Annotated in this window: 29 protein-coding genes and 1 pseudogene; 18 read left to right on the top strand and 12 right to left on the bottom strand. The window is 73.4% G+C overall.

Annotated elements, in window-relative coordinates; genetic code table 11:
• Window positions 1–73: 73 nt before the first annotated feature.
• The 4 genes from ACZ56V_RS25920 (at window position 74) to ACZ56V_RS25905 (ending at window position 4,109) form a co-directional block, all read left to right on the top strand.
• Window positions 74–1,294, top strand: coding sequence for an NYN domain-containing protein (locus ACZ56V_RS25920; RefSeq protein WP_356363030.1), 1,221 nt, complete (start codon window positions 74–76; stop codon window positions 1,292–1,294).
• A gap of 157 nt (window positions 1,295–1,451) precedes the next feature.
• Window positions 1,452–2,426, top strand: coding sequence for an ABC transporter ATP-binding protein (locus ACZ56V_RS25915; protein ID WP_467383105.1), 975 nt, complete (start codon window positions 1,452–1,454; stop codon window positions 2,424–2,426).
• A 107-nt stretch (window positions 2,427–2,533) separates the two neighbouring features.
• Window positions 2,534–3,358 carry an ABC transporter permease gene (locus ACZ56V_RS25910; RefSeq protein ID WP_104636037.1) on the top strand — a complete coding sequence of 275 codons (825 nt, stop codon included), beginning with the start codon at window positions 2,534–2,536 and terminating at the stop codon, window positions 3,356–3,358.
• 34 nt (window positions 3,359–3,392) lie between these two features.
• Window positions 3,393–4,109: an AAA family ATPase gene (locus ACZ56V_RS25905; RefSeq protein WP_468945563.1), complete on the top strand. Its 717-nt coding sequence runs from the start codon at window positions 3,393–3,395 to the stop codon at window positions 4,107–4,109.
• A 100-nt stretch (window positions 4,110–4,209) separates the two neighbouring features.
• Here the strand turns inward: ACZ56V_RS25905 and ybaK are convergent, their stop codons facing one another.
• From ybaK to hisD, 11 genes are all read right to left on the bottom strand, one after another.
• Window positions 4,210–4,728, bottom strand: a complete 519-nt coding sequence (gene ybaK, locus ACZ56V_RS25900) for a Cys-tRNA(Pro) deacylase (protein WP_398912715.1) — start codon at window positions 4,726–4,728, stop codon at window positions 4,210–4,212.
• A 13-nt stretch (window positions 4,729–4,741) separates the two neighbouring features.
• The gene (locus ACZ56V_RS25895) at window positions 4,742–5,482 is read right to left on the bottom strand and encodes an LON peptidase substrate-binding domain-containing protein (protein WP_356363019.1); all 741 of its coding nucleotides are present in this window, start codon (window positions 5,480–5,482) and stop codon (window positions 4,742–4,744) included.
• Window positions 5,483–6,017: 535 nt separating this feature from the next.
• Complete coding sequence (locus ACZ56V_RS25890; protein ID WP_468945559.1) at window positions 6,018–6,605, bottom strand: ArsR/SmtB family transcription factor; 588 nt, start codon at window positions 6,603–6,605, stop codon at window positions 6,018–6,020.
• A gap of 74 nt (window positions 6,606–6,679) precedes the next feature.
• Window positions 6,680–7,435, bottom strand: coding sequence for an imidazole glycerol phosphate synthase subunit HisF (gene hisF, locus ACZ56V_RS25885; protein ID WP_398912706.1), 756 nt, complete (start codon window positions 7,433–7,435; stop codon window positions 6,680–6,682).
• Window positions 7,432–7,836 (bottom strand): RidA family protein, encoded by a 405-nt coding sequence (locus ACZ56V_RS25880; RefSeq protein WP_356363007.1) that lies wholly within the window; start codon window positions 7,834–7,836, stop codon window positions 7,432–7,434. Before ACZ56V_RS25880 ends, hisF begins: the two co-directional genes overlap by 4 nt.
• Window positions 7,833–8,558, bottom strand: coding sequence for a bifunctional 1-(5-phosphoribosyl)-5-((5-phosphoribosylamino)methylideneamino)imidazole-4-carboxamide isomerase/phosphoribosylanthranilate isomerase PriA (gene priA, locus ACZ56V_RS25875; RefSeq protein WP_059299098.1), 726 nt, complete (start codon window positions 8,556–8,558; stop codon window positions 7,833–7,835). The genes ACZ56V_RS25880 and priA overlap by 4 nt, the downstream gene beginning before the upstream one ends.
• A 17-nt stretch (window positions 8,559–8,575) precedes the next feature.
• Window positions 8,576–9,223 carry an imidazole glycerol phosphate synthase subunit HisH gene (gene hisH / locus ACZ56V_RS25870; RefSeq protein WP_398912708.1) on the bottom strand — a complete coding sequence of 216 codons (648 nt, stop codon included), beginning with the start codon at window positions 9,221–9,223 and terminating at the stop codon, window positions 8,576–8,578.
• Complete coding sequence (locus tag ACZ56V_RS25865; protein ID WP_198601857.1) at window positions 9,220–9,384, bottom strand: hypothetical protein; 165 nt, start codon at window positions 9,382–9,384, stop codon at window positions 9,220–9,222. The genes hisH and ACZ56V_RS25865 overlap by 4 nt, the downstream gene beginning before the upstream one ends.
• 3 nt (window positions 9,385–9,387) lie before the next feature.
• The gene (gene hisB, locus ACZ56V_RS25860) at window positions 9,388–9,981 is read right to left on the bottom strand and encodes an imidazoleglycerol-phosphate dehydratase HisB (protein WP_030186039.1); all 594 of its coding nucleotides are present in this window, start codon (window positions 9,979–9,981) and stop codon (window positions 9,388–9,390) included.
• On the bottom strand, window positions 9,978–11,087 hold the full coding sequence (locus ACZ56V_RS25855; RefSeq protein ID WP_468945554.1) for a histidinol-phosphate transaminase: 1,110 nt from the start codon (window positions 11,085–11,087) through the stop codon (window positions 9,978–9,980). Before ACZ56V_RS25855 ends, hisB begins: the two co-directional genes overlap by 4 nt.
• On the bottom strand, window positions 11,084–12,409 hold the full coding sequence (hisD, locus tag ACZ56V_RS25850) for a histidinol dehydrogenase (RefSeq protein ID WP_468945551.1): 1,326 nt from the start codon (window positions 12,407–12,409) through the stop codon (window positions 11,084–11,086). The genes ACZ56V_RS25855 and hisD overlap by 4 nt, the downstream gene beginning before the upstream one ends.
• A gap of 199 nt (window positions 12,410–12,608) precedes the next feature.
• On the opposite strand from hisD, the gene ACZ56V_RS25845 reads away from it, so the two are divergent.
• From ACZ56V_RS25845 to ACZ56V_RS25835, 3 genes and pseudogenes are all read left to right on the top strand, one after another.
• The gene (locus ACZ56V_RS25845; RefSeq protein WP_468945549.1) at window positions 12,609–14,186 is read left to right on the top strand and encodes an oxidoreductase; all 1,578 of its coding nucleotides are present in this window, start codon (window positions 12,609–12,611) and stop codon (window positions 14,184–14,186) included.
• A gap of 383 nt (window positions 14,187–14,569) precedes the next feature.
• Window positions 14,570–15,487, top strand: a pseudogene (locus tag ACZ56V_RS25840) (hypothetical protein); the annotation flags it as partial.
• Window positions 15,469–16,332: an MFS transporter gene (locus ACZ56V_RS25835; protein ID WP_468945546.1), complete on the top strand. Its 864-nt coding sequence runs from the start codon at window positions 15,469–15,471 to the stop codon at window positions 16,330–16,332. The pseudogene ACZ56V_RS25840 and the gene ACZ56V_RS25835, both read left to right, overlap by 19 nt.
• Window positions 16,333–16,343: 11 nt before the next feature.
• Here ACZ56V_RS25835 and ACZ56V_RS25830 read toward each other — a convergent pair whose 3' ends face one another.
• A complete protein-coding gene (locus ACZ56V_RS25830) occupies window positions 16,344–16,979 on the bottom strand; it encodes a TIGR03085 family metal-binding protein (protein ID WP_356362997.1) in 636 nt (211 codons plus the stop codon).
• Window positions 16,980–17,060: 81 nt separating this feature from the next.
• On the opposite strand from ACZ56V_RS25830, the gene hisI reads away from it, so the two are divergent.
• From hisI to lgt, 11 genes are all read left to right on the top strand, one after another.
• A complete protein-coding gene (gene hisI, locus ACZ56V_RS25825) occupies window positions 17,061–17,486 on the top strand; it encodes a phosphoribosyl-AMP cyclohydrolase (protein WP_398912700.1) in 426 nt (141 codons plus the stop codon).
• A 20-nt stretch (window positions 17,487–17,506) separates the two neighbouring features.
• The gene (locus tag ACZ56V_RS25820; protein WP_468945673.1) at window positions 17,507–19,006 is read left to right on the top strand and encodes an anthranilate synthase component I; all 1,500 of its coding nucleotides are present in this window, start codon (window positions 17,507–17,509) and stop codon (window positions 19,004–19,006) included.
• An 83-nt stretch (window positions 19,007–19,089) separates the two neighbouring features.
• Window positions 19,090–19,731, top strand: coding sequence for a TIGR02234 family membrane protein (locus tag ACZ56V_RS25815; protein ID WP_356362993.1), 642 nt, complete (start codon window positions 19,090–19,092; stop codon window positions 19,729–19,731).
• Between the two features lie 119 nt (window positions 19,732–19,850).
• Window positions 19,851–20,102: an HGxxPAAW family protein gene (locus ACZ56V_RS25810; RefSeq protein ID WP_356362990.1), complete on the top strand. Its 252-nt coding sequence runs from the start codon at window positions 19,851–19,853 to the stop codon at window positions 20,100–20,102.
• A gap of 130 nt (window positions 20,103–20,232) precedes the next feature.
• On the top strand, window positions 20,233–20,655 hold the full coding sequence (locus tag ACZ56V_RS25805; RefSeq protein WP_398912890.1) for a DUF2752 domain-containing protein: 423 nt from the start codon (window positions 20,233–20,235) through the stop codon (window positions 20,653–20,655).
• Between the two features lie 117 nt (window positions 20,656–20,772).
• On the top strand, window positions 20,773–21,582 hold the full coding sequence (trpC, locus tag ACZ56V_RS25800) for an indole-3-glycerol phosphate synthase TrpC (protein ID WP_356362988.1): 810 nt from the start codon (window positions 20,773–20,775) through the stop codon (window positions 21,580–21,582).
• A gap of 20 nt (window positions 21,583–21,602) precedes the next feature.
• Complete coding sequence (trpM, locus tag ACZ56V_RS25795; protein ID WP_356362986.1) at window positions 21,603–21,776, top strand: tryptophan biosynthesis modulator TrpM; 174 nt, start codon at window positions 21,603–21,605, stop codon at window positions 21,774–21,776.
• A 133-nt stretch (window positions 21,777–21,909) separates the two neighbouring features.
• On the top strand, window positions 21,910–23,193 hold the full coding sequence (gene trpB, locus ACZ56V_RS25790) for a tryptophan synthase subunit beta (protein ID WP_356362983.1): 1,284 nt from the start codon (window positions 21,910–21,912) through the stop codon (window positions 23,191–23,193).
• On the top strand, window positions 23,190–24,005 hold the full coding sequence (trpA, locus tag ACZ56V_RS25785) for a tryptophan synthase subunit alpha (RefSeq protein WP_104635841.1): 816 nt from the start codon (window positions 23,190–23,192) through the stop codon (window positions 24,003–24,005). The genes trpB and trpA overlap by 4 nt, the downstream gene beginning before the upstream one ends.
• 101 nt (window positions 24,006–24,106) lie before the next feature.
• On the top strand, window positions 24,107–24,880 hold the full coding sequence (locus ACZ56V_RS25780) for a DsbA family protein (protein WP_468945540.1): 774 nt from the start codon (window positions 24,107–24,109) through the stop codon (window positions 24,878–24,880).
• A gap of 76 nt (window positions 24,881–24,956) precedes the next feature.
• Window positions 24,957–25,997 carry a prolipoprotein diacylglyceryl transferase gene (lgt, locus tag ACZ56V_RS25775; RefSeq protein WP_468945537.1) on the top strand — a complete coding sequence of 347 codons (1,041 nt, stop codon included), beginning with the start codon at window positions 24,957–24,959 and terminating at the stop codon, window positions 25,995–25,997.
• Window positions 25,998–26,032 lie beyond the last annotated feature (35 nt).

The following is a 26,032-nucleotide window of genomic DNA, read 5'->3' as shown; positions in this document are numbered from 1 at the left end:
CCGTTAACCTCCGCGCGGTCGGGCAGACTCGAAGGAAGCCCGAAGCAAACCTCCCGGAAAGAGGGTGGATCGCGTGGACCGCTGCATCGTCCTGGTGGACGCCGGGTATCTGCTGGGGGCCGCCGCGAGTCTCCTCGCGGGAGAGCCCTCGCGTTCGCGCATCACCGTCGACCACGCCGCCCTCATCCAGGGGTTGCGCGACCGCGCCGAGTCCGACACGCAGCAGCCCCTGCTGCGCATCTACTGGTTCGACGGCGCCCCCGACCGCGTCCCGCAGCCCGAACACCGGCGGCTGCGCGTGATGCCCCGGGTCACCGTCCGGCTGGGCGCCCTCACCCGCAGTGACGGCCGCTGGGCGCAGAAGGGCGTGGACGCCGCCATGCACGCCGAGCTGACCGAGCTGGCCCGCAACCGCGCCTGCTCCGACGTCGTCCTGGTGACCGGCGACGGCGACCTGCTGCCCGGCATGATGGCCGCCAAGGAACACGGCGTCGCCGTCCACCTGTGGGCCGTACAGGCCGCCGACGGCGACTACAACCAGTCCGAGGACCTGGTCGCCGAGGCCGACGAACGCCGCGTCCTCGACCGTACGTGGATCACGAAGGCCGTACGCGCCAAGGAACTCGGCGGCATCTGCGCGCCGCCGCCCGTGCCCCGCCCCGAGATCGCCGCGATCCTCTCCGCGCCGCTGCCCGAGTCCGCCCTCTCCGCAGCCCAGCGGCCCGCCGAGGCACCCGAGCACCCCACCACGTCCGCCGCGGGGGCCCCGGGGCAGGGCGGCACCGACGAGCGGGTACCGCCCGCCAAGGGCGTCCCCACCCCCAAGGACCTCGCCGCCCTGCGCGCCCCCGGCGCCCACCCCGCCCCGCAGCCGGCCAACGCCACCCTGCGCTGGTCCTCCGACAAGGGCTGGGTGGACCGGCCCGCCGCCGAGCCCTCCGAGGCCGCCTCGCTGCCGACGCTGGCCCAGCTCACCACGGCCGAGCAGCGCTGGGCCGACCGCGAGGAGGACATCACCACGGTCGGCGGCGACCCGTACGAGGTGGGGCAGGTCTTCGCCCGGCGCTGGCTCGAACGCCTCGGCGACCACGGCCACCTGCAGAAACTCTCCGGGATGTACCCGCGCATCCCGCACCGCGTCGACGGGGAGCTGCTGCGCTACGCGGCCCGTTTCGGACTGCTCGCGCACAAGGACGACCAGATCGACGAGCACGACCGGTACGCGATCCGGGCCGGGTTCTGGCGGGAGATCGACGTGCGCACGGCGACCGAACGCACGCCCGCCGCGGAGTGAGACGAGCCGGCGGTCCCCGGCGCGCCGCGGCCGGACCGACACCTGCTGAATCGACACTTATGGGCGGACCCGGGAGCGGGCCGGGGGGACCGACCCCGTAGTCTCCTCCCTTGTGAGTACGCGCGCGCCACAGGCACCTGGACCCGGTGGCGATGCCGTGTGCGTGGTGCGCGCGCTGACCAAGACCTATCCGGCCGTGCGCGGCCGGCGCGGCGTGCCCGGCACTCCCGAGGTGCGGGCCACCGACGACGTCACCCTGGACATCCGCCGCGGTGAGATCTTCGGACTGCTCGGACCCAACGGCGCCGGCAAGTCCACCCTCGTGCGCCAGCTCACCGGGCTGATGCGGCCAGACGGCGGCAGCGTGGAGATCCTCGGCCACGACATCGTGCGCCACCCGGAGCGGGCCGCGCGGCTCCTCGCCTACCTGGGACAGGAGTCCAGCGCCCTGGACGAGCTGACCGTGTCGCTCGCCGCCGAGACCACCGGGCGGCTGCGCGGCCTGGAGGCGCGCCGGGCGCGCGCCGAGCGGGACGCCGTGCTGGAGGAGCTGGGCCTGACCGGGCTCGCCGCCCGCCCGATCAAGAAGCTCTCCGGCGGCCAGCGCCGCCTGGCCTGCTTCGCCGCCGCACTGGTGGGGGAGCGGCCGCTGCTCGTTCTGGACGAGCCGACCACCGGCATGGACCCGGTGGCCCGGCGCGCGGTGTGGTCGGCCGTCGACCGGCGGCGCGCCGAACACGGCGCCACCGTGCTGCTCGTCACCCACAACGTCATCGAGGCCGAGACCGTGCTCGACCGGGTCGCCGTCCTCGACCGGGGCCGCGTGATCGCCTGCGACACGCCCTCCGGGCTCAAGGAGAAGGTCGCCGGAGAGGTCCGCGTCGACCTGGTGTGGCGCGAGAGCGCGCCGCTGCACGTGCCGGAGGTCGCCGCCCTGCGCGACCGCGTCGTCGAGTCGGGGCGCCGCTGGACCCTGCGGCTCGTCCCCGAGGAGGCCCGCGCGGTCGTCGCCACCGTCACCGGCGGCGCCGCCTTCGCCGCCCTGGACGACTTCACCCTGGCCACGCCCAGCCTGGAGGACGTGTACCTGGCGCTGGGCGGCGCCGCGCGACAGGGGCTGGTGAGGGCGTGAGCACGCGAGCGGTGAGAACACCGGCCGCCGCATCCGTACCCGTCGGGGCGACAGTCCCCGCCGGGGCGACCGCTTCGAACGACCCGAGCGAAGGGGAGCTGCGCGACGTGAGTGTCGTACCCGCCGATGCCCTGCGAGGTGCCGCCCGGGCAGCCGAGGGGCAGCGCGTGGCCGGCCCGGCCGAGCTGGGCCCCAGGGCGCGGCTGTGGCCCTCCCTGGTGGCCGTGTACCGGGCGCAGCTGTCCCGGGCGCGGGTCGCGCGCATCCCGCTGCTGTTCGTGGCGACCTTCCAGTCCGTCGGCATCATGATCCTGATGCGCGGCGTCGTGGACGGCGGCGGCGAGGCACGGGCCGTGGTCGCCGGGTCCGCGGTGCTCGTCGTGGCCTTCGTCGCGCTGAACCTCCTCGCCCAGTACTTCGGCCAGCTGCGCGCCAGCGGGGGCCTCGACCACTACGCGACGCTGCCGGTGCCGCCCGCCGCGGTGGTGCTGGGCGCGGCGGGCGCCTACGCGTCCTTCACCGTGCCCGGGACCGTGGTGACGGCGGTGTTCGGGTGCCTGCTGTTCGGGCTGCCGATGACCCATCTGTGGGTGCTGGTGGCCGTGATCCCGCTGGCGGGCGCCGCCCTCGCCGGACTGGGTGCGGCGCTGGGCCTGCTCGCCCCCCGGCCCGAGTTCGCCACCCTCCTCGGCCAGCTCGGCATGTCGGCGGCCCTGCTGCTCGGCGTGCTGCCGCCCGAACGGCTGCCGCAGGTGGTCCGCCTGGCCCGGGATCTGCTGCCCTCCACGTACGGCGTGGAGGCCTTCGCGCGCACGTTCGGCGAGCGGCCCGACTGGGGCTTCGTCCTCGGCGACCTCGCGGTGTGCGCCGCGGTCGGGGTGATCTCGCTGGCCGTGGCGACCTGGGCGTACCGCCGGGCCGCCGTCCGGTGACGCGCCGCACAGGCGGGTTTGGCACGATGGCACGGTGACCGCACCCTTGACTCCGCCACCGCCGCCGAACGAACGCCCGTCGTACCAGGGCGGGCCGGTGCCGCAGCCCGTCGGCGCACACGCGGTGGGAGCCGCGCCCGGCGGTTCCCACGACCTTTACGGCAGGTACGGCGAACAGGACGGCCCCGGGATGCTGACCGAAGTGCGACAGGCCGCCGTGACCGTGGTGGCGCTCGCGGTCTCCGGTGCGCTGCTGGGCGTGCTGTGGTGGAAGCTGGCACCGAGCGTGCCGCTGGTGGGCGAAGTGCTCAACGACCGGTGGATCGTCTACCTCAAGGACTCCGAGGGCGAACAGGCGATCGGCGTCGACGGAACGTTCACGCTGCTAGCGCTGGCGTTCGGGGCGCTCAGCGCGGTCGTGGTCTTCCTGCTGCGGCGGCGCGGGGGCGTGCCGCTGGTGGTGGCCCTCAGCGTCGGCGGGCTGCTCGGGTCGCTGCTGGCCTGGCGGCTCGGCGTGTGGCTCGGGCCGACGCAGGACGTGATCGCGCACGCCAAGGACGTGGGCAAAGGGGTGACCTTCCCCGCCCCGCTCAAGCTGGGTGCGAAGGGTGCGCTGCTGGCCTGGTCGCTCGCGGCGCTGGTGGTCCACCTGGGGCTGACCGGCCTGTTCGGGCCCCGGGACCCGGAGCCCGACCCCTGGCCGGCACCCGGGCAGTACCCGTCGGCGCCGTACGGGGACAAGCCGGCCTAGGCCGGGCGGCGGCCGTGGTTCGCCCTGCCCTTCATGCTGCGCCGGCGGCGTGCGCGCCTTCGCTTCGCCAGGTCCTGTCCGAGCAGCCGACGACAGGGGGTCAGACGCGCCCGACCGGCGCCAGGACCGCGTCCGTGAGCTGGGCCAGGTCGTCGGGTGACAGCTCGACCTCCAGGCCGCGGCGGCCCGCCGAGACGCAGATCGTGGCGTGCTCCGAGGCCGACGCGTCCAGGACCGTCGCCAGCCGCTTGCGCTGGCCCAGCGGGGAGATGCCGCCGCGCACATAGCCCGTGGTGCGCTCGGCCAGGGCCGGGTCGGCCATCGCCGCGCGCTTGCCGCCCACCGCGGCCGCCAGCGCCTTGAGGTCCAGCTGGCCCGCCACCGGGACCACCGCGACCGTCAGGGTGCCGTCGACGTCCGCCACCAGCGTCTTGAACACCCGCTCCGGCGGGACGCCCATCGCCTCGGCCGCCTCCTCGCCGTAGGACGGGTGGGCCGGGTCGTGCTCGTAGGCGTGGACCGTGTAATCCACCCCGGCCGCCGTGAGCGCCACCGTCGCGGGCGTGCCGCCCGGCTGCTGCTTCTTCGCCCTGCTGGGCTTGTTCGGCTTCTTCGCCATGCGGGCCAGTACCTCAGTTGAGACTCGTCGGGCCGCGCGTCAGCTCCGACGCCGGCAGGGACGGCAGCGTACGGATGATGGAGGTCTCCGAGCGAAGGAGTTTCAGCTCGTCCCGCAGCCGCGAGGCGGTGTCCGGGGCCTGGAGCAGGCGCTGCTTCGTCGGCGTGTCCAGCATCATCGCGGCGGCGACCAGGTAGGAGACCACCCCCGGTTCGTCCGGCAGGTCGGCGCCGGTCGCCAGCGACCGCTCGCGTGCCCCCGCCAGCCGCTTCTGGTACTGCCGGAAGGACCGCAGCACGCCCTCCGCCAGGGCGCCCGCCTCGTCGCCGGGCTCCTCGGGCAGCGGGTCCAGCTCGGCCGTCAGGAACGGCCCCGAGGCCTCCACCGACAGCAGCCGCATCCGGGTGGTGCCGGTCGCCAGCACCTCGAAGGTGCCGTCGGCCCGCTCGCGGATCGTCGCCGCGTCCGCGACGCAGCCCACCTTGTGGAACGCCTTGAGCGGGTCGGTCCCGAACCCGGCACCCGGTCCGCGTTCGAGGGTGGCCGTCGGGTCGGGCAGGCCGGGGGCGGTCTGGGCCACCTCGTAGCCGTCGCGGATCGCCACGACGGCGAACCGGCGTGGTTCGTCCTCGGGAGTCTTCAGCAACTCGCGCATCATGGCGCGATAGCGCTCCTCGAAGATGTTGAGCGGGAGCACCAGCCCCGGGAACAGGACCGAGTTCAGGGGGAAGAGGGGGAGCCGGACGGTGGTCACGACGCAGAAGCCTAATGGTCGCCGGGGCGGACGCGTCCGCCGTGCCCACTTCGTGGCCGTCCGGAACCCGCCGTACCGGTCGTGGAGTCCGCTTGCGCCACGCGCGCACGGACGTCCGCGCGCACCCGGAGGAAGCCGCCCAGCGGATCGTCCGTGTCCCGGTCCCAGGGGAAGGAGCAGGGCGAGGAGCCACAGCCCGGGGTCGGTCGCGAACAGCACGGCGGCGACCGCCAGCACGGTGACGCACCGTACGGCGTCGCTGCCGATGACCACCCGGCGCGGACCGAGCCGGTCGGCGACCACTCCCCCGCCGAGCATGAGCAGCGCCCGGGGCACCGCGCTGACGGCGGTGACGATGCCGGCCTGCGCGGGGGTGCCGTTCTGCACGGCGGCCCAGGACAGCGCGAGGAAGAACACCATGTCGCCGACCATGGACGCGGTGTAGGCGCCGACCCAGCGCAGGACGTTGGGGTCGCGGTGGGCGGGGACGGAGGCGCCGGCGGGTATCCGTTCGTCCGTCACGGACGTGATCGCCTCAGACACGGAACGGGAATCCGTAGACGTGCAGCGCGACGTTCTCACGCCCCTCGGTGTCGCCGGCGGCCTCCGCGGCCCGGCCCCGCTCGTCGTACTTCTTCGCCAGGGCGAGCAGTTCGTCGCCGAGTTCCTTCAGGTCGGCGGGGGTCAGTCGCAGCAGCGACTCGTTGTCGGGGGCGGCGGAGTTCCACTCGGGGCCCCAGGTGGGGCGTTCGTCGAGGTAGCGGCGGTACATGTCGGCGCGCTGCTCGTGGAAGAGCCGGGTGGCCGCGAGGTGCGCGGCGGCCCGCTCGGGGGCGTCGCGGAAGTTCTCGTCGCGGATGCTCACCCCGTCCGAGGAGGGCTGCCACCAGCGCTCCCGGCCGTCCGCGCTCTGCGGGTCGGCCTCTTCGACCAGCCCGTGCTCGGCCAGCTTGCGCAGGTGGTAGCTGACCAGCGAGACGGCCTCGTCCACCTGCTCGGCCAGCTGCGAGGCGGTCGCCGTGCGCGCGACGCAGAGGCCGCGGTAGAGCTGCATGCGCAGCGGATGGGCGAGGGCTTTGAGAGTGCCCAGGTCGGTGATGGCGTGGTTCTCCTGGCTCGGCATGCGGCCAGGCTAGGTTACGAAAGAAAAATTGCGCAATAGGCGTTGCGCAATTTTTCTTTCTCATCGCGTTCTCTCTACCGGACGGGGTGGCCGGCCTCGCGCAGGGCGGTCTTCACCTCGCCGATCCGCAGGTCGCCGAAGTGGAAGACCGACGCCGCCAGGACCGCGTCCGCGCCCGCCTCGACCGCCGGGGCGAAGTGGGCGAGGCTGCCCGCGCCGCCCGAGGCGATGACCGGGACGGTCACGTGCTTGCGGACCGCCGCCAGCATCTCCAGGTCGTAGCCATCCTTCGTGCCGTCCGCGTCCATCGAGTTGAGCAGGATCTCCCCCGCGCCCAGCTCGGCGGCCCGGTGTGCCCACTCGACCGCGTCGATGCCGGTGCCGCGCCGGCCGCCGTGGGTGGTCACCTCGAAGGTGCCGGCCTCGGTGCGGCGGGCGTCGACCGACAGCACGAGGACCTGCCGTCCGAACCGCTCGGCGATCTCACGGATCAGGTCGGGACGGGCGATGGCGGCCGTGTTCACGCCCACCTTGTCCGCGCCGGCCCGCAGCAGCTTGTCGACGTCCTCGGCGGTGCGCACCCCACCGCCGACGGTCAGCGGGATGAACACCTGCTCGGCGGTGCGGCGCACCACGTCGTAGGTCGTCTCGCGGTCGCCCGACGAGGCGGTGATGTCCAGGAACGTCAGCTCGTCGGCGCCCTCGGCGTCGTACACCTTGGCCATCTCGACGGGGTCGCCCGCGTCGCGCAGGTTCTGGAAGTTGACGCCCTTGACGACCCGACCGTTGTCCACGTCCAGGCAGGGGATGACTCGGACCGCCAGGGTCATGAATCCACGGCTCCTCTATACGCTTCCACTTCGACCGACACCAGGACCCGCGAGTCGATGAAGCCCTGCACGACCAGCAGGGTCGTGACCGGGCGCACGGAGTCGAACAGCTCCTTGTGGGCGCGGCCCACCGCATCGACGTCGCGGGAATGTGCCAGGCACACACGGGTCCGGATCACGGACTCGATGCCGAGCCCGAACTCGGCGAGGGCCTCGACGGCGGTGCCGAAGGCCACGTTCGTCTGCTCGTACGGGTCGCCCTCGCCGTAGAGCATGTCGCCCTTGAAGGCGGTGGTGCCCGCCACGATGACACGGTCACCCGCCGCCACGGCCCGTGCGAAACCGAAGGACTCTTCCCAGGGACTTCCGCTCTGCACGCGCCGTACGGCTTCGGATGTCATGTGGACACAGCCTCCAGGGCCTCTTCCAGGGTGAACGCCTTCGCGTAGAGGGCTTTCCCGACGATGGCCCCCTCGACACCGTCCGGGACGAGCCCGGCGATCGCGCGCAGGTCGTCCAGGGAGGACACGCCGCCCGAGGCCACGACCGGGCGGTCGGTCGCGGCGCAGACGTTCTTCAGGAGTTCCAGGTTGGGGCCCTGGAGGGTGCCGTCCTTGGCGATGTCGGTGACGACGTACCGGGCGCAGCCCTCCTTGTTCAGGCGGTCCAGCGTCTCGTAGAGGTCGCCGCCGTCGCGGGTCCAGCCCCGGCCCCGGAGCGTGGTGCCCCGTACGTCCAGGCCGACCGCGATCTTGTCCCCGTGCTCCGCGATGACCTTGGCGACCCACTCGGGGGTCTCCAAGGCGGCGGTGCCCAGGTTCACCCGGGTGCAGCCGGTGGCGAGGGCGGCGGCGAGGGTGTCGTCGTCGCGGATGCCGCCGGACAGCTCCACCTTGATGTCCATCGCCTTGGCGACCTCCGCGATCAGCGCGCGGTTGTCCCCGGTGCCGAACGCCGCGTCCAGGTCCACCAGGTGCAGCCACTCGGCGCCGGAGCGCTGCCAGGCGAGGGCGGCCTCCAGCGGGGAGCCGTAGGAGGTCTCGGTGCCGGACTCGCCGTGCACGAGGCGGACGGCCTGGCCGTCCCGGACGTCGACGGCGGGGAGGAGTTCGAGCTTGCTCATCTCTACCGGGCTCATCTCTAGAGGGTCTCGATCCAGTTGGTGAGGAGCTGGGCTCCGGCGTCACCGGACTTCTCGGGGTGGAACTGGGTGGCCCACAGCGCGCCGTTCTCCACGGCGGCCACGAACGGCTCGCCGTGCGTGGACCAGGTGACCCTGGGCGCGGCGATCAGCGGGTTGTGCGCCTCCTGGGTCCACTCGTGGACGGCGTAGGAGTGCACGAAGTAGAAGCGGGCGTCCTTGTCCAGGCCGGCGAAGAGCTGGGAGTCGGCCGGTGCCTCCACCGTGTTCCAGCCCATGTGGGGCACGACGTCGGCCTGGAGCGGTCCGACCGTGCCGGGCCACTCGTCCAGGCCCTCGGCCTCCACGTCGTGCTCGATGCCGCGGGTGAAGAGGATCTGCATGCCGACGCAGATGCCCATGACGGGGCGTCCGCCCGACAGCCGTCGGTCGACGATCCAGTCACCGCGGGCGGCCTTGAGACCGTCCATGCAGGCGGCGAAGGCGCCGACGCCGGGGACCAGCAGCCCGTCGGCGTTCATGGCCCTGTCGTAGTCACGGGTGATCTCGACGTCGGCTCCCGCGCGCGCGAGGGCGCGCTCGGCGGAACGGACGTTTCCGAAGCCGTAGTCGAAGACGACGACCTTCTTGGCAGCGGCGGCGGTCAACTCCACACCTCCAGCCTCAGGACGCCCGCGAGCAGACACATGCCGGCCCCGATGGAGAGCAGCACGATCAGGCCCTTGGGCATCTGCTGCTTGGCGAAGGAGTAGATGCCGCCGAGGAGGAAGAGCCCGACGACGATCAGTGCGGTGGACGTACCGTTCATCGGTTACAGCGCGCCCTTCGTGGAAGGCAGGATGCCGGCCGCGCGGGGGTCGCGCTCCGAGGCGTAGCGCAGGGCCCGGGCCAGCGCCTTGAACTGGCACTCCACGATGTGGTGCGCGTTGCGCCCGTAGGGCACGTGCACGTGCAGGGCGACCTGGGCCTGCGCGACGAAGGACTCCAGGATGTGCCGGGTCATCGTCACGTCGTACTCGCCGATCATCGGCGCCATGTTCTCGGGCTCGGTGTGCACGAGGTAGGGGCGGCCGGAGAGGTCGACGGTGACCTGGGCGAGGGACTCGTCCAGCGGGACCGTGCAGTTGCCGAAGCGGTAGATGCCCACCTTGTCGCCGAGCGCCTGCTTGAAGGCGGCGCCCAGCGCGAGGGCGGTGTCCTCGATGGTGTGGTGGGAGTCGATGTGCAGGTCGCCGTCGGTCTTCACGGTCAGGTCGAACAGACCGTGCCGGCCGAGCTGGTCGAGCATGTGGTCGTAGAAGCCGACGCCGGTGGCGATGTCGGTCTTGCCGGTGCCGTCGAGGTCGATCTCGACGAGGACCGAGGTCTCCTTGGTGGTGCGCTCCACGCGCCCTACGCGGCTCATGTGTGCTGCTCCTTCTTGACTTCACGTACCGCGTCGAGGAACGCGTCGTTCTCCTCCGGGGTGCCGGCGGTGACCCGCAGCCACCCCGGCACGCCGTTGTCCCGGACCAGGACGCCCCGGTCGAGGATCTTCCGCCAGGTCGCGTGGGAGTCCGCGAACCGCCCGAACTGGACGAAGTTCGCGTCGGACTCGGTCACCTCGTAGCCGATGGCCCGCAGTTCGGCGACCAGCCGGTCCCGCTCGGTCTTCAGCTGCTCGACGTACTTCAGCAGCGTGTCCGTGTGCTCCAGCGCGGCCAGCGCGGTCGCCTGGGTGACGGCCGACAGGTGGTACGGCAGCCGTACGAGCTGGACGGCGTCGACGACGGCCGGGTGCGCGGCGAGGTAGCCCAGACGCAGGCCCGCCGCGCCGAACGCCTTCGACATGGTGCGGGAGACGACCAGGTTCGGCCGGCCGTCGAGCAGCGGCAGCAGGGAGGCGCCGTGGCTGAACTCGATGTAGGCCTCGTCGACCACGACCATGGACGGCTTCGCCGCCTGGGCCGCCTCGTACAGGGCGAGGACCGTCTCGGCCGGGACCGCGTTGCCGGTGGGGTTGTTGGGGGTGGTGACGAAGACGACGTCCGGGCGGTGCTCGGCGATCGCCTTCTCGGCGGCGGGCACGTCGATGGTGAAGTCCTCGTGGCGCGGCCCGGAGATCCAGCCGGTGCCGGTGCCGCGTGCGATGAGGCCGTGCATCGAGTACGACGGCTCGAAGCCGATCGCGGTGCGGCCCGGTCCGCCGAAGGTCTGCAGCAGCTGCTGGATGACCTCGTTGGAGCCGTTGGCCGCCCAGACGCTGCTCACGTCGAGGGGATGCCCGGAGGTCTTCGTCAGGTACTCGGCGAGCTTCGTGCGCAGCTCGACCGCGTCCCGGTCGGGGTAGCGGTTGAGGTCGCGGGCGGCCTCGCGGACCCGCTCGGCGATCCGCTCGACCAGCGCGTCGGGCAGCGGGTAGGGGTTCTCGTTGGTGTTCAGCCGTACCGGCACGTCCAGCTGGGGCGCGCCGTAGGGGGACTTGCCGCGCAGCTCGTCCCGTACGGGGAGATCGTCGATGCCGAACGTCACTTGCTCTCCGGGACCTTCCACTCGAACCTCGCCTTGACCGCCGCGCCGTGCGCGGGCAGGTCCTCCGCCTCCGCCAGCGTCACCACGTGCCGCGCGACCTCGGCGAGCGCGTCGCGCGTGTAGTCGACGATGTGGATGCCGCGCAGGAAGGACTGCACGGACAGGCCGGAGGAGTGGCAGGCGCAGCCGCCGGTGGGCAGGACGTGGTTGGACCCGGCCGCGTAGTCGCCGAGGGAGACGGGCGCCCAGGGGCCGACGAAGATCGCGCCGGCGTTCTTGACCCGGTCGGCGACGGCGGCGGCGTCGGCGGTCTGGATCTCCAGGTGTTCGGCGCCGTAGGCGTCGACCACGCGCAGCCCCTCGTCCAGGCCGTCGACGAGGACGATCGCGGACTGGCGGCCGGCCAGGGCCGGGCGGATCCGGTCCTCGATGTGCCTGGTGGCCTCGACCTGCGGCCGCAGCTCCTTCTCCACCGCGTCCGCCAGCTCCACGGAGTCGGTGACCAGGACGGCGGCGGCCAGCGGGTCGTGCTCGGCCTGGCTGATCAGGTCGGCGGCGACGTGCACCGGGTCGGCGGTCGAGTCCGCCAGGACGGCGATCTCGGTCGGGCCGGCCTCGGCGTCGATGCCGATCTTCCCGGTGAAGAAGCGCTTGGCGGCGGCGACCCAGATGTTGCCGGGGCCGGTGACCATGTTGGCGGGCGGGCAGGACTCGGTGCCGTAGGCGAACATCGCGACGGCGGTGGCGCCGCCGGCCGCGTACACCTCGTCGATGCCGAGCAGGGCGCAGGCGGCGAGGATGGTGGGGTGCGGGAGGCCGCCGAACTCGGCCTGGGCGGGCGAGGCGAGCGCGATCGAGCCGACGCCGGCCTCCTGCGCGGGCACCGCGTTCATGACCACGGACGACGGGTAGACCGACCGGCCGCCGGGCACGTAGAGCCCGACCCGCTCGACCGGCACCCACTTCTCGGTGACCGACCCGCCGGGCACCACCTGCGTGGTGTGCGTGCTGCGGCGCTGCTCGCGGTGGACGAGGCGGGCGCGGCGGATGGACTCCTCCAGGGCCGCGCGGACGGCCGGGTCCAGCTCCTCCAGCGCGCGCGTGAGCGCGGCCGCCGGGACACGCACCTGTTCCAGCCGGACACCGTCGAACTGCTCGGTGAAGTCGATCAGCGCCGCGTCTCCGCGATGATGCACGGCCTCGCAGATCGGCCGCACCTTCTCCAGGGCGACCGAGACGTCGAAGTCGGCTCGGGGCAGCAGGTCGCGCAGGGCGGGGCCCTCGGGGAGGGCGTCGCCGCGCAGATCGATTCGGGAGATCACGGAACCAATTCTCTCAGACCCGCGTCCGGCACGGTCCGCGCGTATCAATGGCTGATACAGAACGCGACGGACCTCACGGCCCACGGTGAACTCACGCGATCCATGCTCACTTTGAGTGTTCGTAAGGTCACGCATTGGGCATGAACGGTTGTACGAAGGGTGAGCGACCGACGAGTAGCTGGGGAGGGAGTGAAGCACCGTGACCGAGGGGGCCGGCCATCGTGACGGAGAGCTGCCGGACGACCTGACCGTCGCCGAGGCCGGCATGTGGCAGGCGTTCCGCAACGGCAGCGTGTACGACCTGAGCAGCGGCGACCCGCTCGTCGACGATCCGCACGGCGGGCGTCCCTGGGGACCGGAGCGGACCGTGCGGGCCCGCGTCGTGTGCTGGCTGCTCCTCGACGGTCCGCCGGCGCTCGCGGGCCGGGTGTCCTCGCTGCAACTGGTGGGCGTGCGGATCAGCGACACGATGGATCTGGCGGGCGGCACGGTGGTGCCCTACGTCGAGCTGCGGCGCTGCCGCTTCGAGCGCGAGGTGCTGCTCCCGGAGACCCGGTTCACGACGGTGCGGCTGGTGGACTGCGCGGTGCCGCGCCTGGAGGCGGCCCGGCTGCACACCGAGGGCGACCTGCACCTGCCGCGCTCCCGCTTCCCGGGCGGCATCCGGCTCACGGACGCGCGGATAGGCACCGACCTGCTGCTCAACCAGGCGATCGTGCACCGGGACCGCAGCGGGCGTTCCATCGCCGCGGACGGCATGACGGTCGGGCAGGACCTCCAGGCCGAGATGCTGGAGTCGCACGGCGAGGTGAGCCTGCGCAGCGCCCAGGTCGGCGTGTCGCTGAGCCTGCGCGGCGCCCGGCTGCTGAACCCGTACACGCGGCACGCGCTGAACGCCCCGCAGCTGACGGTGGAGCGCACCCTGTACCTGACCCCGGCGGGCCTGGGCAGCCCGCTGCTGCGCGGCACCACCCCCGCGCAGGGCACCCGCATCCAGCGCTTCGAGTGCGTGGGCGGGGTGCGCCTCGACGACGGGCGGTTCGGCGACGCCCTGGACCTGGAGCACGCCCGGTTCACCTTCACCGACGACCAGGAGCTGTCGCTGCGCCGGGTGCAGACGCCCGAGCTGCGTTTCCTGGGCGAGCGTCCGGCGCGCGGGCGGGTGGTGCTGTCGGGGGCGCGGGTGGTCAACCTGATGGACCGGGCGGACAGCTGGCCGGGCCCCGGCCGGCTGCACATGGGCGGCTTCACCTACGAGAACCTGGTGCCACGCGGGCCGTTCCCGCTGGAGAAGCGGCTGCGCTGGGTGGGCGCCGCGACCGCCGAGTACCACCCGGAGCCGTACGAGCGCCTCGCCGCCGTGCTGCGGGCGGGCGGCGAGGACGAGGACGCCCGCGAGGTGCTGCTCGCCAAGCACCGCAGGCGCCGCGAGAGCCTGCCCATCGCCGCGAAGCTGGTGGGCTACGCGCAGGACTGGACGGTCGCCTACGGCTACCGGCCGGGCCGGGCCGCGGTCTGGATGGCGGTGCTGTGGGCGACCGGTTCCCTCGCCTTCGCCCGCGCGGAGCCGCCTCCGCTGAAGAGCGGCGAGCACCCGGACTGGAATCCCGCCCTCTTCGCCCTCGACCTCCTCCTCCCGGTGATCGACCTGGGCCAGGCGGGCTCCTGGCAGCTCCACGACGGCTGGCAGTGGCTGTCGACGGCCCTGGTCCTGCTGGGCTGGGTCCTGGCGACCACGGTGGCAGCGGGCGCCACCCGCCTGCTCCGCCGCAACTGACCCCGCCGAGGACGGCCCCGGCCCACCCCGGCGGCAGGACGGGCCCCGGACACCCGTCTCCCGGTGAGGACTCCCCCCCCCCCGGCTCCGCCCCCCGGTACCGGGCCCGGTGAGGGCTCCCCCTGCCGCCGTGGGACCGCCCCGGGCCACCCAGGGCGCAGGCTCCGCAGCCGGCGAGCCCCGGCGCCCGCCCGGAACGGTTCAGCCCCCGGCACCGACGGGCTCGGGACCATCCGGAAGCCGCCGACGGCGGGAGGCCCCGCGGGGGCCACCCGCCCCCGGCGACGCATGCCGCACAGGTGGTGCGGGTGGGTACACACGATCGGCCGAAGGCGGAGCCGAGGCCGCACAACCATCCCGAACCCTCGGCCGTCGTACTGGCCATGCTGCGCGCGTTCCTGCGGACCGCGGCTGCCCGGGCCCGCTCCCGGTCACCACGACCCGCCCAAGACGACGACGTGCTCCTCGACGCCCCCGACGACCGCCTCGCCCCCGCCCTCGTCGCCGCGGCCCGGGGCGAGCACGGCCCCGCGGCCGGCCTCCTCGCCGGTACCCGCGAGAACGCCGAATGGGACCACCGCGACCGTTACGCGACCCGGCTCGCCGCCTTCGCCCGCTCCCGTTCCGAGTGGCTCGACACCTGGCGCGCCGCCGCCCCGGACGACCCCGACGCCCTGCTGGTCGCGGCCCGGCTGACGGTCCACCGTCACTGGGACTCGCCGGCCCGCGCCGAACTGCTGCGCCAGGTGATCCCCGCCGTCGTCGCCGCCGCCGAGTCCGCCGGCCCCGACGACCCGGTGCCGTGGCGGACCGCGCTGGACGCCGCCCGGGGCGCCCGCGCCGGACACGCCGAGTTCGAGCACCTGTGGGAGCAGGCGGTCCGGCGCTGCCCGCACCACTACGGCAGCCATGTCGCCGCCCTGGAGTACCTGGCCGCCGCCTCGCCCGACGCCCACGGCGAGTGCCTGGACTTCGCGGAGACGGCCGCTCAGGACGCGCCCGAGGACGCGCTCGTCCGGGCACTGCCGCTGCACGCGGCGCTCACCTGCCCGACGCCCACCGCCGTACGCGGCCACCGCCGCCGCCTGGACGCCGCCGCGGACCGCGCGATCGCCCTCTCCGCGGCCCACCCGGCGGCCGACCCCTGGGCGGCGGAGCTGCGGAACCTGCTCGTCCAGGTCCTCGTACGCCTGGAACGCCACCGGGACGCGGCGGAGCAGCTGCGGCTGACCGGCCCGTACGTCACGTCGCCGTCGTCTTCGGCACCGTCGACGCGGTGTTCATGCCCGCCGTGGGGGCGCTCCCGGCGCGGATCACCGCCCAGGACCAACTCGCCCGCGTCCAGGGCATGCGCGGCCTCGCCATACGCTTCGCCGCCGTCGTGGGCGCACCGCTCGGCGGGCTGGGCGTGGCGGTCGGCGGCGCGGCGGCGGCCTTCGCGTGCGCCGGGCTGCTGATCGCCGTGTCCGTGCCGCTGCTGGTCTCCGTACGGATGCGTGAACTGCCGGCCGACGACGCGAGTCCCGCCCGGCGGACCACCGCCTGGCGGGACCTGGTGGGCGGGCTCCGCTACGTCCGCCGGCACCGCGTCCTCGGCCCGCTCATGGTGACCATCGCGCTGGGCGACCTCGGTTTCGTCGGCCCCCTCAACGTGGGCCTCACCCTGCTCGCGGACGAGCGCGGCTGGGGCGCCTCCGGGATGGGCTGGGTGCTCGCCGGATTCGGCACGGGCGCCGGAGTCGCCGCCCTGCTGCTGACCGTGCGGGGACGCCTGCCGCGCGCCGGGTGCGTCGCCGCCGGCGCCATCATCCCCGGCGCGGCCGCGATCGCCGCCCTGGCCCACGCGCCCGGCCTCCCCGCGGCCGTCGGCACGGCGCTGCTCATCGGCCTGCTCACCGGCCTCAGCGGCGCCATGTGCGGAGCCCTGCTCCAGACCCAGTCCGACCCCGCCTACCTGGGCCGCGTCACCGCCGTCGGCGGCATCGTCAGCCTGGGGATCGCGCCGCTGAGCATGCCCCTGTCGGCCGCCGCCATCGGCGTCTGGGGCACCGGCCCCGTCTTCGCCGTCAGCGCCGTGGTCTGCGGCCTCGGCGGGGTCGTCGCCCTCTGCGCGCCGGGCGTACGGCGGGCCGAGCTGCCGAAGTGAGACGCGGGGGATCAGATCCCGAGCTGCTTGGTCTCCCGCAGCTTGGCGATGGCGTCCTCCTCGCCCTCCAGCTCCACCTTCGCGGCGCTCTGCCGGCCGTACGCGAACAGCAGCAGCTCGGACGGCTCGCCCGTCGCCGTCACCACCGGCGTGCCCCGGTGGGCGACCGTCGTCTGGCCGTTGGGACGGCGCAGCACCAGACCCGTCGGGATGCCCCGGCCCATCAGGCGGGCGGCGCGCTCCAGGCGCGACCACAGGGCGTCCTGGAAGACCGGGTCCAGTTCGCGCGGCGACCAGTCGGGCTGGGCGCGGCGGACGTCCTCGGCGTGCACGTAGAACTCCACCGTGTTCGCCGCCTCGTCGACCTGCTTGAGCTGGAAGGGGGAGAAGCGCGGCGGGCCCGTGCGGATCAGCTGGAGCAGCTCCTCGTACGGCTTCGCGCCGTACTCCTCCCTCACCCGGTGGAGGCGGGACGCCAGCGGCTTGATCAGGGCGCCCCCGGCCGCGTCCGGACGCCGCTCGCGCACCACCACGTGCGCGGCCAGGTCACGGGTCCGCCAGCCCTCGCACAGCGTCGGGGCGTCCGGACCCGCCGTCTCCAACAGGTCCGCGAGCAGAAGTCGTTCACGCTTGGCGAAAGTCGACATGGAGTCAGCCTACGGCGGCCGGCCGGGTCCGCCCAATGGACATCCCCGGGGCGTGTCGGTCCCGCGCGGCACAATGGGCGCATGACCAGCAGCTCCCCCACCGGCAGCCCCCGGCGCCCCAGCCCGCTCGCCCCGGAGATCGCCGACCGGCTCAAGCGCAGCGCCGACGGCCTCCTGCCCGCCATCGCCCAGCAGTACGACACCGGAGAGGTGCTGATGCTCGGCTGGATGGACGACGAGGCACTGCACCGCACGCTGACGACCGGCCGCTGCACCTACTGGTCGCGCAGCCGCCGGGAGTACTGGGTCAAGGGCGACACCTCCGGCCACGTCCAGTGGGTCAAGTCCGTCGCCCTGGACTGCGACGCCGACACCGTGCTCGTCAAGGTCGACCAGGTGGGTGCCGCCTGCCACACCGGCACGCGCACCTGCTTCGACGCCGACGTGCTCCTCGCCGAAGGCACCGAGGACGCTGCGGGCACTGACGTACGCGGCGCGGGTCAGTAGGGTCTGCCGCCATGGACGACATGGACCTCGAGACCTTCCGCAAGCTCGCCGCCGACCGCCGGGTGATCCCGGTCGGCCGCAAGCTCCTCGCCGACGGCGACACCCCCGTGGCCCTGTACCGCAAGCTCGCCGCCGAGCGCCCCGGCACCTTCCTGCTGGAGTCGGCGGAGAACGGCAGGGCGGCGTTCCGATGGTCCAGGTACTCCTTCGTCGGCGTCCGCAGCGCCGCCACCCTCACCGAGAAGGACGGGCAGGCGCACTGGCAGGGCACCCCGCCCGTCGGCGTCCCCACCGACGGCGACCCGCTCGCCGCCCTGCGGGCCACCGTCGAGGCCCTGCACACCCCGCGCGACCTCGCCCACGACCTGGGCCTGCCGCCCTTCACCGGCGGCCTGGTCGGCTACCTCGGCTACGACATCGTGCGCCGCCTGGAGAAGGTCGGCCCGGGGGAGCGCGACGACCTGAGGCTGCCCGAGCTGACCATGCTGCTCACCAGCGACCTCGCCGTCATGGACCACTGGGAGGGCTCGGTCCTGCTGATCGCCAACGCGATCAACCACAACGACCTGGAGACCGGCGTCGACGAGGCCTACGCCGACGCGATCGCCCGCCTGGACGCCATGGAGGCCGACCTCACGCGCGCGGTGGCCCAGCCCCCGGCCGCGCTGCCGCCCTCCAAGCTGCCCGAGTACACCGCGCTGTGGGGCGGCCCCGACTTCCAGGACGCCGTCGAGGACATCAAGGAGCGCATCCGCGCGGGCGAGGCCTTCCAGGTCGTCCCCTCCCAGCGCTTCGAGACGCCCTGCACGGCGAGCGCGCTCGACGTGTACCGGGTCCTGCGGGCCACCAACCCCTCCCCGTACATGTACCTGCTCCGCCTCGACGGCTTCGACGTCGTCGGCTCGTCCCCCGAGGCCCTGGTCAAGGTCGAGGACGGGCGCGCCATGGTGCACCCCATCGCCGGCACCCGCCCGCGCGGCGCCACCCCGCAGGAGGACCAGGCCCTCGCCGACGAACTGCTCGCCGACCCCAAGGAGCGCGCCGAGCACCTGATGCTCGTCGACCTCGGCCGCAACGACCTCGGGCGGGTCTGCGAGCCCGGCTCGGTCGAGGTCGTCGACTTCATGTCCGTCGAGCGGTACTCGCACGTCATGCACATCGTCTCGACGGTCACCGGACGGGTCGCCCCCGGCCGCACCGCCTTCGACGTCCTCACCGCCTGCTTCCCGGCCGGCACCCTCTCCGGCGCGCCCAAGCCGCGCGCCCTGCAGATCATCGACGAACTCGAACCCTCCCGGCGCGGCCTGTACGGCGGCTGCGTCGGCTATCTCGACTTCGCGGGCGACTCCGACACCGCCATCGCCATCCGCACGGCGCTGCTGCGCGACGGCACCGCCTACGTCCAGGCGGGCGCCGGCGTCGTCGCGGACTCCGACCCGGTCGCCGAGGACACCGAGTGCCGCAACAAGGCGGCGGCCGTGCTGCGGGCCGTACACACGGCCAACCGGCTGGCGCAATAGGGCCAACCGGCCGGACCGGTGGGGCGATTCTCACGCCCCCAATCCGAACCCCGGGTGACGGTTCGCCCGGGGTTCGGGTGATAGTGGGGTACGTGACAGCCGTTCCTCACCCCCGCACCCCAGCCGCAGGACCCGCCCGGGCCGGCCGCCGGAGCCTCGCCGTCGCCCTGATGTGCGGCGCGCTCGGCGCCGCCGTCGCCCTGCTCGCCACCCGGCAGGAGTGGGCGGAGGGCACCGCGACGGTGGCCGGCGGCGCGTTCTCGCTGACCGCCAAGGGCAGCGACGTCACGGGCGTACCCGCGGCGCTCGCCATAGTCGGCCTCGCCGCGCTGGTCGCCGTCTTCGCCGTCCGCCGCGCCGGCCGCTTCGCCGTCGCCGCCGTGCTCGCGCTCAGCGGCGCGGGCACCGTCGCCGCCGCCCTGACGGGCGCCTCCGACAGCTCGGCCCTGGACGACCAGGCCGCGAAGGCGGCCGGTGACACCTCGGCCACCGTCGACGCGCTCTCCCACACCGCGTGGCCGTACGTCGCGGCCGTGGGCGGCGCGCTGCTCCTGCTGGCCGGACTGCTCGCGCTGCGCTACGGCCGCCAGTGGCCCGCGATGTCCGGCCGCTACGAGCGCGACGGCACCCCGCGCCCGAGCCGCAGGCCGCAGACCGTCGACCCGGACCGCCCCGAGGACCTGTGGAAGGCCATCGACCGCGGCGAGGACCCCACCAGCGCCTGACCGCCTCCGGACCCGGGTTCACCCGCCGGAGCACCCCCGCTCACGGCGCGTGCCCCCGTGCGGGACAATGGGTGCGAGCGTCCTGCTCAGACATGGCACACAGCAACGAGGAGCAAGCAATGGCGGGCAGCAGCCACGGTCACACCCCGGCCGCCTGGACCGGTGTCATCATCTCCTTCATCGGTTTCTGCATCGCGGGCATGTTCATGGTGGCCGCCCAGCCGTGGGGCTTCTGGGCCGGCCTGGCGGTCGTGCTCCTCGGTGGTGTCGTCGGCTACATCATGAAGATGATGGGCCTCGGCCAGCCGAAGCAGAACCACCCCGTGCACCAGGTCAGCGGCGAGCGCGCGCAGGCCGGCGCCAAGGGCTGACCACCGGGCACGACGGTCACGGACCTCCTGAGGGGCGGACCGGCACAAGGGTGCCGGGGACCGCCCCTCACGTGCGCGCGGGGGCCGCCGGGGGCAGAATGCGGGCGTGGACGTCGAGAGCGGGAAACCCATGCGCACCGGCACCCTCCAGCCCCGCGCCGCGGCCCTGCGCCTGGCCGTCCCGGCCGGAGTGCTCGCGGCCGTCGCCGGGGCCTTCGCCTACGTGGGCCGCGTGGACCCCTATGAGCCCGGCCACTACCCCGTCTGCCCCCTGCTGCGTCTCACGGGCCTCTACTGCCCCGGCTGCGGAGGTCTGCGCAGCGCCCACGCCTTCGTCCACGGCGACCTGACCGCCGCGCTGCACGCCAACGCCCCCGCCGTCCTCGCCTACCTGGGGTTCGCCGTCCTGTGGACCGTCTGGGTGATCCGCGCGGCCCGGGGCCGTCCGGTGCGCATCGACCTCGGACCGGTCCACCTGTGGACGCTGGGGACGTTGCTGCTGGTCTTCACCGTTGTCCGGAACCTGCCGTTCGGTGGCTGGCTCCTCCCTTGATCATCCACGGAACGTCCACGTAGTGGGACCCGGAACGGCCGGATGCGGGGGCGGTGCCCGGCTCCGGATACCATCACAGTGACCACACGTTTCGCCGTCTGAAAGGGGGCCGCTCGCGTGAGTGTGCTCGACGAGATCATCGACGGAGTCCGTGCCGACCTCGCGGAGCGGCAGGCGCGCGTCGGCCTCGACGAGCTCAAGGAGCGCGCGGCCAAGGCTCGCCCCGCCAAGGACGGCGTGTCCGCGCTGCGCGGCGACGGCGTCAAGGTCATCTGCGAGGTCAAGCGCTCCAGCCCCTCCAAGGGCGCGCTCGCGGCCATCGCCGACCCGGCCGGGCTCGCCGCCGACTACGAGGCGGGCGGCGCCGCCGTCATCTCCGTCCTCACCGAGGAGCGCCGCTTCGGCGGCTCGCTGGCCGACCTGGACTCGGTCCGCGCGCGCGTGGACATCCCCGTGCTGCGCAAGGACTTCGTCGTCACCTCGTACCAGCTGTGGGAGGCCCGCGCCCACGGTGCCGACCTCGTGCTGCTGATCGTCGCGGCCCTCGAACAGCCGGCCCTGGAGTCGCTGATCGAGCGCGCCGAGTCCATCGGACTCACCCCGCTGGTCGAGGTGCACGACGAGGACGAGGTCGAGCGCGCGGTGGACGCGGGCGCCAAGGTCATCGGCGTCAACGCGCGCAACCTGAAGACGCTCGAGGTCGACCGCGGCACCTTCGAACGGGTCGCCCCGGAGATCCCCGCGCACATCGTCAAGGTCGCCGAGTCCGGCGTCCGCGGCCCGCACGACCTCATCGCCTACGCCAACGAGGGCGCCGACGCCGTCCTGGTCGGCGAGTCCCTGGTCACCGGCCGCGACCCCAAGACGGCGGTCTCCGACCTGGTGGCGGCGGGCGAACATCCCGCACTTCGCCACGGCCGGGGCTGACCCCCGGTAGGCTGACCCCCATGACGCTCCCGCTCGTCCCGGTGCCCCGGGACCCCTACGCGCGCCTGGCGCGCGGCTGCCGCCCCCGCGGCTGCCGAGCGCCCGCCCGCCGGGTCCACGGCCGCCGGGTGCGGTACGTCATCGGCGACGAACCGGGCCAGGTCAACGGCATGCGATGGCACCAGCCCGCGTAGGGGCGCGGGGCTGTACCGAATGTGCGACTCCGTCGCGCGGGCGCGACCGGCCACCGCCGGTCCGCGGCCGACAACACAGTCCGCGCCCCCACGGCGATTAGTCCCTACCAGACACTCACCGTGAGGTACCCGCATGCCCAGCACCTTCTTCATCCCCGACCCGGAGGGTCAAGTCCCCTCCGCCGAGGGCTACTTCGGCGCCTTCGGGGGCAAGTTCATCCCCGAGGCCCTCGTCGCGGCGGTCGACGAGGTCGCCGTCGAGTACGACAAGGCCAAGTCCGACCCGGAGTTCGCCCGCGAACTGGACGACCTGCTCGCCCACTACACGGGCCGCCCGTCCTCCCTCACCGAGGTCCCGCGCTTCGCCGAGCACGCCGGCGGCGCCCGGGTCTTCCTCAAGCGCGAGGATCTGAACCACACCGGTTCGCACAAGATCAACAACGTGCTCGGCCAGGCCCTGCTCACCAAGCGCATGGGCAAGACCCGCGTCATCGCCGAGACCGGCGCCGGCCAGCACGGCGTGGCCACGGCCACCGCCTGCGCCCTCTTCGGCCTCGACTGCACCATCTACATGGGCGAGATCGACACCCGGCGCCAGGCCCTCAACGTGGCCCGCATGCGCATGCTCGGCGCCGAGGTCGTCGCCGTGAAGTCCGGCAGCCGCACGCTGAAGGACGCGATCAACGAGGCGTTCCGCGACTGGGTCGCCAACGTCGACCGCACCCACTACCTGTTCGGCACCGTCGCCGGGCCCCACCCCTTCCCGGCGATGGTCCGCGACTTCCACCGGGTCATCGGCGTCGAGGCCCGCCGCCAGCTCCTGGAGCAGGCCGGACGCCTCCCCGACGCCGCGATCGCCTGCGTCGGCGGCGGCTCCAACGCCATCGGCCTCTTCCACGCCTTCATCCCCGACGCGGACGTCCGCCTCATCGGCTGCGAGCCCGCCGGGCACGGCGTCGAGACCGGCGAGCACGCGGCCACCCTGACCGCGGGCGAGCCCGGCATCCTGCACGGCTCCCGGTCCTACGTCCTCCAGGACGACGAGGGCCAGATCACCGAGCCGTACTCGATCTCGGCCGGCCTGGACTACCCGGGCATCGGCCCGGAGCACTCCTACCTCAAGGACTCCGGCCGCGGCGAGTACCGCGCGGTCACCGACGACGCCGCCATGCAGGCCCTGCGCCTGCTGTCGCGCACCGAGGGCATCATCCCGGCCATCGAGAGCGCCCACGCGCTGGCCGGTGCCCTGGAGGTCGGCAAGGAACTGGGCAAGGACGGGCTGATCGTGGTCAACCTGTCCGGCCGCGGCGACAAGGACATGGACACCGCCGCCCGCTACTTCGGGCTGTACGACACCGACGCCGAGGTCGCCGCCGACGAGACCGGCGCCGCGGAGATCGAGGGAGACGCCAAGTGAGCGGGAACGTACAGCTGCTGGACGACACCCTCGCGGCCGCCAGGTCCGAGGGCCGCGCCGCCCTGATCGCCTACCTCCCGGCCGGGTTCCCGACCGTCACGGGCGGCATCGAGGCGGTCAAGGCCGCGCTCGACGGCGGCGCCGACATCGTCGAGGTGGGCCTGCCGCACAGCGACCCGGTGCTCGACGGCCCGGTGATCCAGACCGCCGACGACATCGCCCTGCGCGGCGGCGTCAAGATCGCCGACGTGATGCGCACGGTCCGCGAGGCGCACGAGGCCACCGGCAAGCCGATCCTCGTCATGACGTACTGGAACCCGATCGACCGCTACGGCGTGGAGCGCTTCACCGCCGAGCTGGCCGAGGCGGGCGGCGCCGGGTGCATCCTGCCCGACCTGCCCGTCCAGGAGTCCGCGCTGTGGCGGGAGCACGCCGACAAGCACGGTCTGGCCACGGTCTTCGTGGTCGCGCCCAGCAGCAGGGACGCGCGCCTCGCCGAGATCACCGCGGCCGGCAGCGGCTTCGTCTACGCGGCCTCCCTCATGGGTGTCACCGGCACCCGCGAGTCGGTCGGGGCGCAGGCCGAGGACCTGGTGCGGCGCACCCGCACCACCACCGACACCCCGGTCTGCGTCGGCCTCGGCGTCTCCAACGCCGTGCAGGCCGCCGAGGTCGCGCGGTTCGCCGACGGCGTGATCGTCGGCTCGGCGTTCGTCAAGCGGATGCTGGACGCGCCCGACGACGCGGCCGGTCTCGAGGGCGTCCGCGCGCTCGCCGCCGACCTGGCGAAGGGCGTGCGCGGACAAGCGTGACCACGGGCCCGTGACGGACGGGCACAGGACAGAGGTCCCTCGTACGAGTGGACCTGGGACCGGGGAGGCGCGCTGCGCCTCCCCGGTTCGTTCTGCGGGGTGTGAGCGAGAAGAACCGACAGGGAAAGCGCGGCGCCCGCGAGAAGCTGGCGGCCGAGCGCGAGAAGCAGAAGTCCAGGGACAAGCGCCGCCGTGCGCTGATCGTCGGCGCGAGCGTGGTCTGCGTGCTGGGACTCGCGGCGGTGATCGGCGTGGTCGCCGCGAACGCGGGCAAGGACGACGGCAGCGAGTCGGCCGGCCCGGTCGTGGCACCCTCGGGAGCACAGGGCAAGGACGGCCTGGCGATCCCCGTCGGCAAGGAGAGCGCCAAGTCGACGCTCACCGTCTGGGAGGACTTCCGCTGCCCGGCCTGCAAGGCCTTCGAGCTGGCGTACCGCAACACCATCCACGAGCTGACCGACGCCGGACAGCTCAAGGTCGAGTACCACCTCGCGACCATCATCGACGGCAACATGGGCGGCACCGGCTCGCGCAAGGCGGCCAACGCAGCGGCCTGCGCCCAGGACGCCGGAAAGTTCCCCCTGTACCACGACGTGCTGTACGACAACCAGCCGCCGGAGACCGACGACGCCTTCGCCGACGAGGACAAGCTGCTCGACCTGGCCGGCAAGGTCGACGGCCTCGACACCACCCTGTTCCAGGAGTGCGTGAAGAACGGCAAGCACAACAGCTGGGTGGAGAAGTCCAACAAGGCCTTCCAGAACGGCGGCTTCAGCGGCACCCCGACGGTCCTCCTGGACGGCAAGAACATCTACCAGGACCGCTCCATGACCCCCGCCAAGCTCAAGCAGATGGTGGAGGACGCCAACAAGTAGCGCGCCCGCTCGTTACGGACCCGTAGCCGGGCTGCCCACCGCGCCCCCCGTCCGACACGGTAGCGTCGACCCTGCCATGGAACTTGCCTTCATTCCCAGCCCGTCGCGCGGGGTGCTGCACCTCGGTCCCATCCCGCTGCGCGGCTACGCGTTCTGCATCATCATCGGCGTCTTCGTTGCCGTCTGGCTCGGCAACAAGCGCTGGATCGCCCGGGGCGGGCGGCCCGGCACGGTGGCCGACATCGCGGTCTGGGCCGTTCCCTTCGGCCTGATCGGCGGACGCCTCTACCACGTGATCACGGACTACCAGCTGTACTTCAGCGAGGGCCGTGACTGGGTCGACGCCTTCAAGATCTGGGAGGGCGGACTCGGCATCTGGGGCGCGATCGCGTTCGGCGCGGTGGGCGCCTGGATCGGTGCCCGGCGCCGGGGCGTCCCGATGCCCGCGTATGCCGACGCCGTCGCCCCCGGCATCGCCCTCGCGCAGGCCATCGGCCGCTGGGGCAACTGGTTCAACCAGGAGCTGTACGGCAAGGCGACCGACCTGCCGTGGGCCGTGGAGATCACCTCGACGGCCGACGGACGGCTGCCGGGCACCTACCACCCGACCTTCCTGTACGAGTCGCTGTGGTGCATCGGTGTCGCGCTGCTCGTCATCTGGGCCGACCGCCGCTTCACGCTCGGTCACGGGCGCGCCTTCGCCCTGTACGTCGCCGCGTACTGCGCGGGCCGGTTCTGGATCGAGTACATGCGCGTCGACGACGCCCACCACATCCTCGGCCTGCGCCTGAACAACTGGACCGCGCTCTTCGTGTTCCTGCTCGCCGTGCTGTACATGGTGCTCTCGGCGCGGAAGCGGCCGGGCCGCGAGGCCGTGGTGGAGCCGGGCGCGGAGACCGCCGCCGGTGACGCCGGGCCCGACGGGGAGAAGGACGCGAAGCAGGACACGGGGGCCGCCTCCGCGGACGCCGGAACCGACGACGCGGACGACGCGGACACCGCCGGGAAGGCCGGTGCCCCCGACCTCACCAAGGCCACCGGGACCGCCGAGGACACGGACGACGCGAAGGACGCCGAGGCCGTGAAGGACGGCGCCGACTCCGCGAAGAAGGGCTGACCCCGCCCACCACGTACGCCGCCGAGGGCGCCCGG

Source organism: Streptomyces sp. NPDC034099, assembly GCF_055575415.1.
This window is presented reverse-complemented; position numbering and strand designations above follow the sequence as displayed.

What these genes read in the sequence shown, in the direction of transcription:
- ybaK (WP_398912715.1), bottom strand. Translation starts at nt 4,728, where the DNA reads ATGGCGAAGAAGCCGAACAAGCCCAGCAGGGCGAAGAAGCAGCAGCCG.
- ACZ56V_RS25890 (WP_468945559.1), bottom strand. Translation starts at nt 6,605, where the DNA reads ATGCCGAGCCAGGAGAACCACGCCATCACCGACCTGGGCACTCTCAAA.
- hisF (WP_398912706.1), bottom strand. Translation starts at nt 7,435, where the DNA reads ATGACCCTGGCGGTCCGAGTCATCCCCTGCCTGGACGTGGACAACGGT.
- ACZ56V_RS25880 (WP_356363007.1), bottom strand. Translation starts at nt 7,836, where the DNA reads ATGACATCCGAAGCCGTACGGCGCGTGCAGAGCGGAAGTCCCTGGGAA.
- priA (WP_059299098.1), bottom strand. Translation starts at nt 8,558, where the DNA reads ATGAGCAAGCTCGAACTCCTCCCCGCCGTCGACGTCCGGGACGGCCAG.
- ACZ56V_RS25865 (WP_198601857.1), bottom strand. Translation starts at nt 9,384, where the DNA reads ATGAACGGTACGTCCACCGCACTGATCGTCGTCGGGCTCTTCCTCCTC.
- hisB (WP_030186039.1), bottom strand. Translation starts at nt 9,981, where the DNA reads ATGAGCCGCGTAGGGCGCGTGGAGCGCACCACCAAGGAGACCTCGGTC.
- ACZ56V_RS25835 (WP_468945546.1), top strand. Translation starts at nt 15,469, where the DNA reads ATGCCCGCCGTGGGGGCGCTCCCGGCGCGGATCACCGCCCAGGACCAA.
- ACZ56V_RS25830 (WP_356362997.1), bottom strand. Translation starts at nt 16,979, where the DNA reads ATGTCGACTTTCGCCAAGCGTGAACGACTTCTGCTCGCGGACCTGTTG.
- hisI (WP_398912700.1), top strand. Translation starts at nt 17,061, where the DNA reads ATGACCAGCAGCTCCCCCACCGGCAGCCCCCGGCGCCCCAGCCCGCTC.
- ACZ56V_RS25820 (WP_468945673.1), top strand. Translation starts at nt 17,507, where the DNA reads ATGGACCTCGAGACCTTCCGCAAGCTCGCCGCCGACCGCCGGGTGATC.
- ACZ56V_RS25810 (WP_356362990.1), top strand. Translation starts at nt 19,851, where the DNA reads ATGGCGGGCAGCAGCCACGGTCACACCCCGGCCGCCTGGACCGGTGTC.
- ACZ56V_RS25805 (WP_398912890.1), top strand. Translation starts at nt 20,233, where the DNA reads ATGCGCACCGGCACCCTCCAGCCCCGCGCCGCGGCCCTGCGCCTGGCC.
- trpM (WP_356362986.1), top strand. Translation starts at nt 21,603, where the DNA reads ATGACGCTCCCGCTCGTCCCGGTGCCCCGGGACCCCTACGCGCGCCTG.
- trpB (WP_356362983.1), top strand. Translation starts at nt 21,910, where the DNA reads ATGCCCAGCACCTTCTTCATCCCCGACCCGGAGGGTCAAGTCCCCTCC.
- lgt (WP_468945537.1), top strand. Translation starts at nt 24,957, where the DNA reads ATGGAACTTGCCTTCATTCCCAGCCCGTCGCGCGGGGTGCTGCACCTC.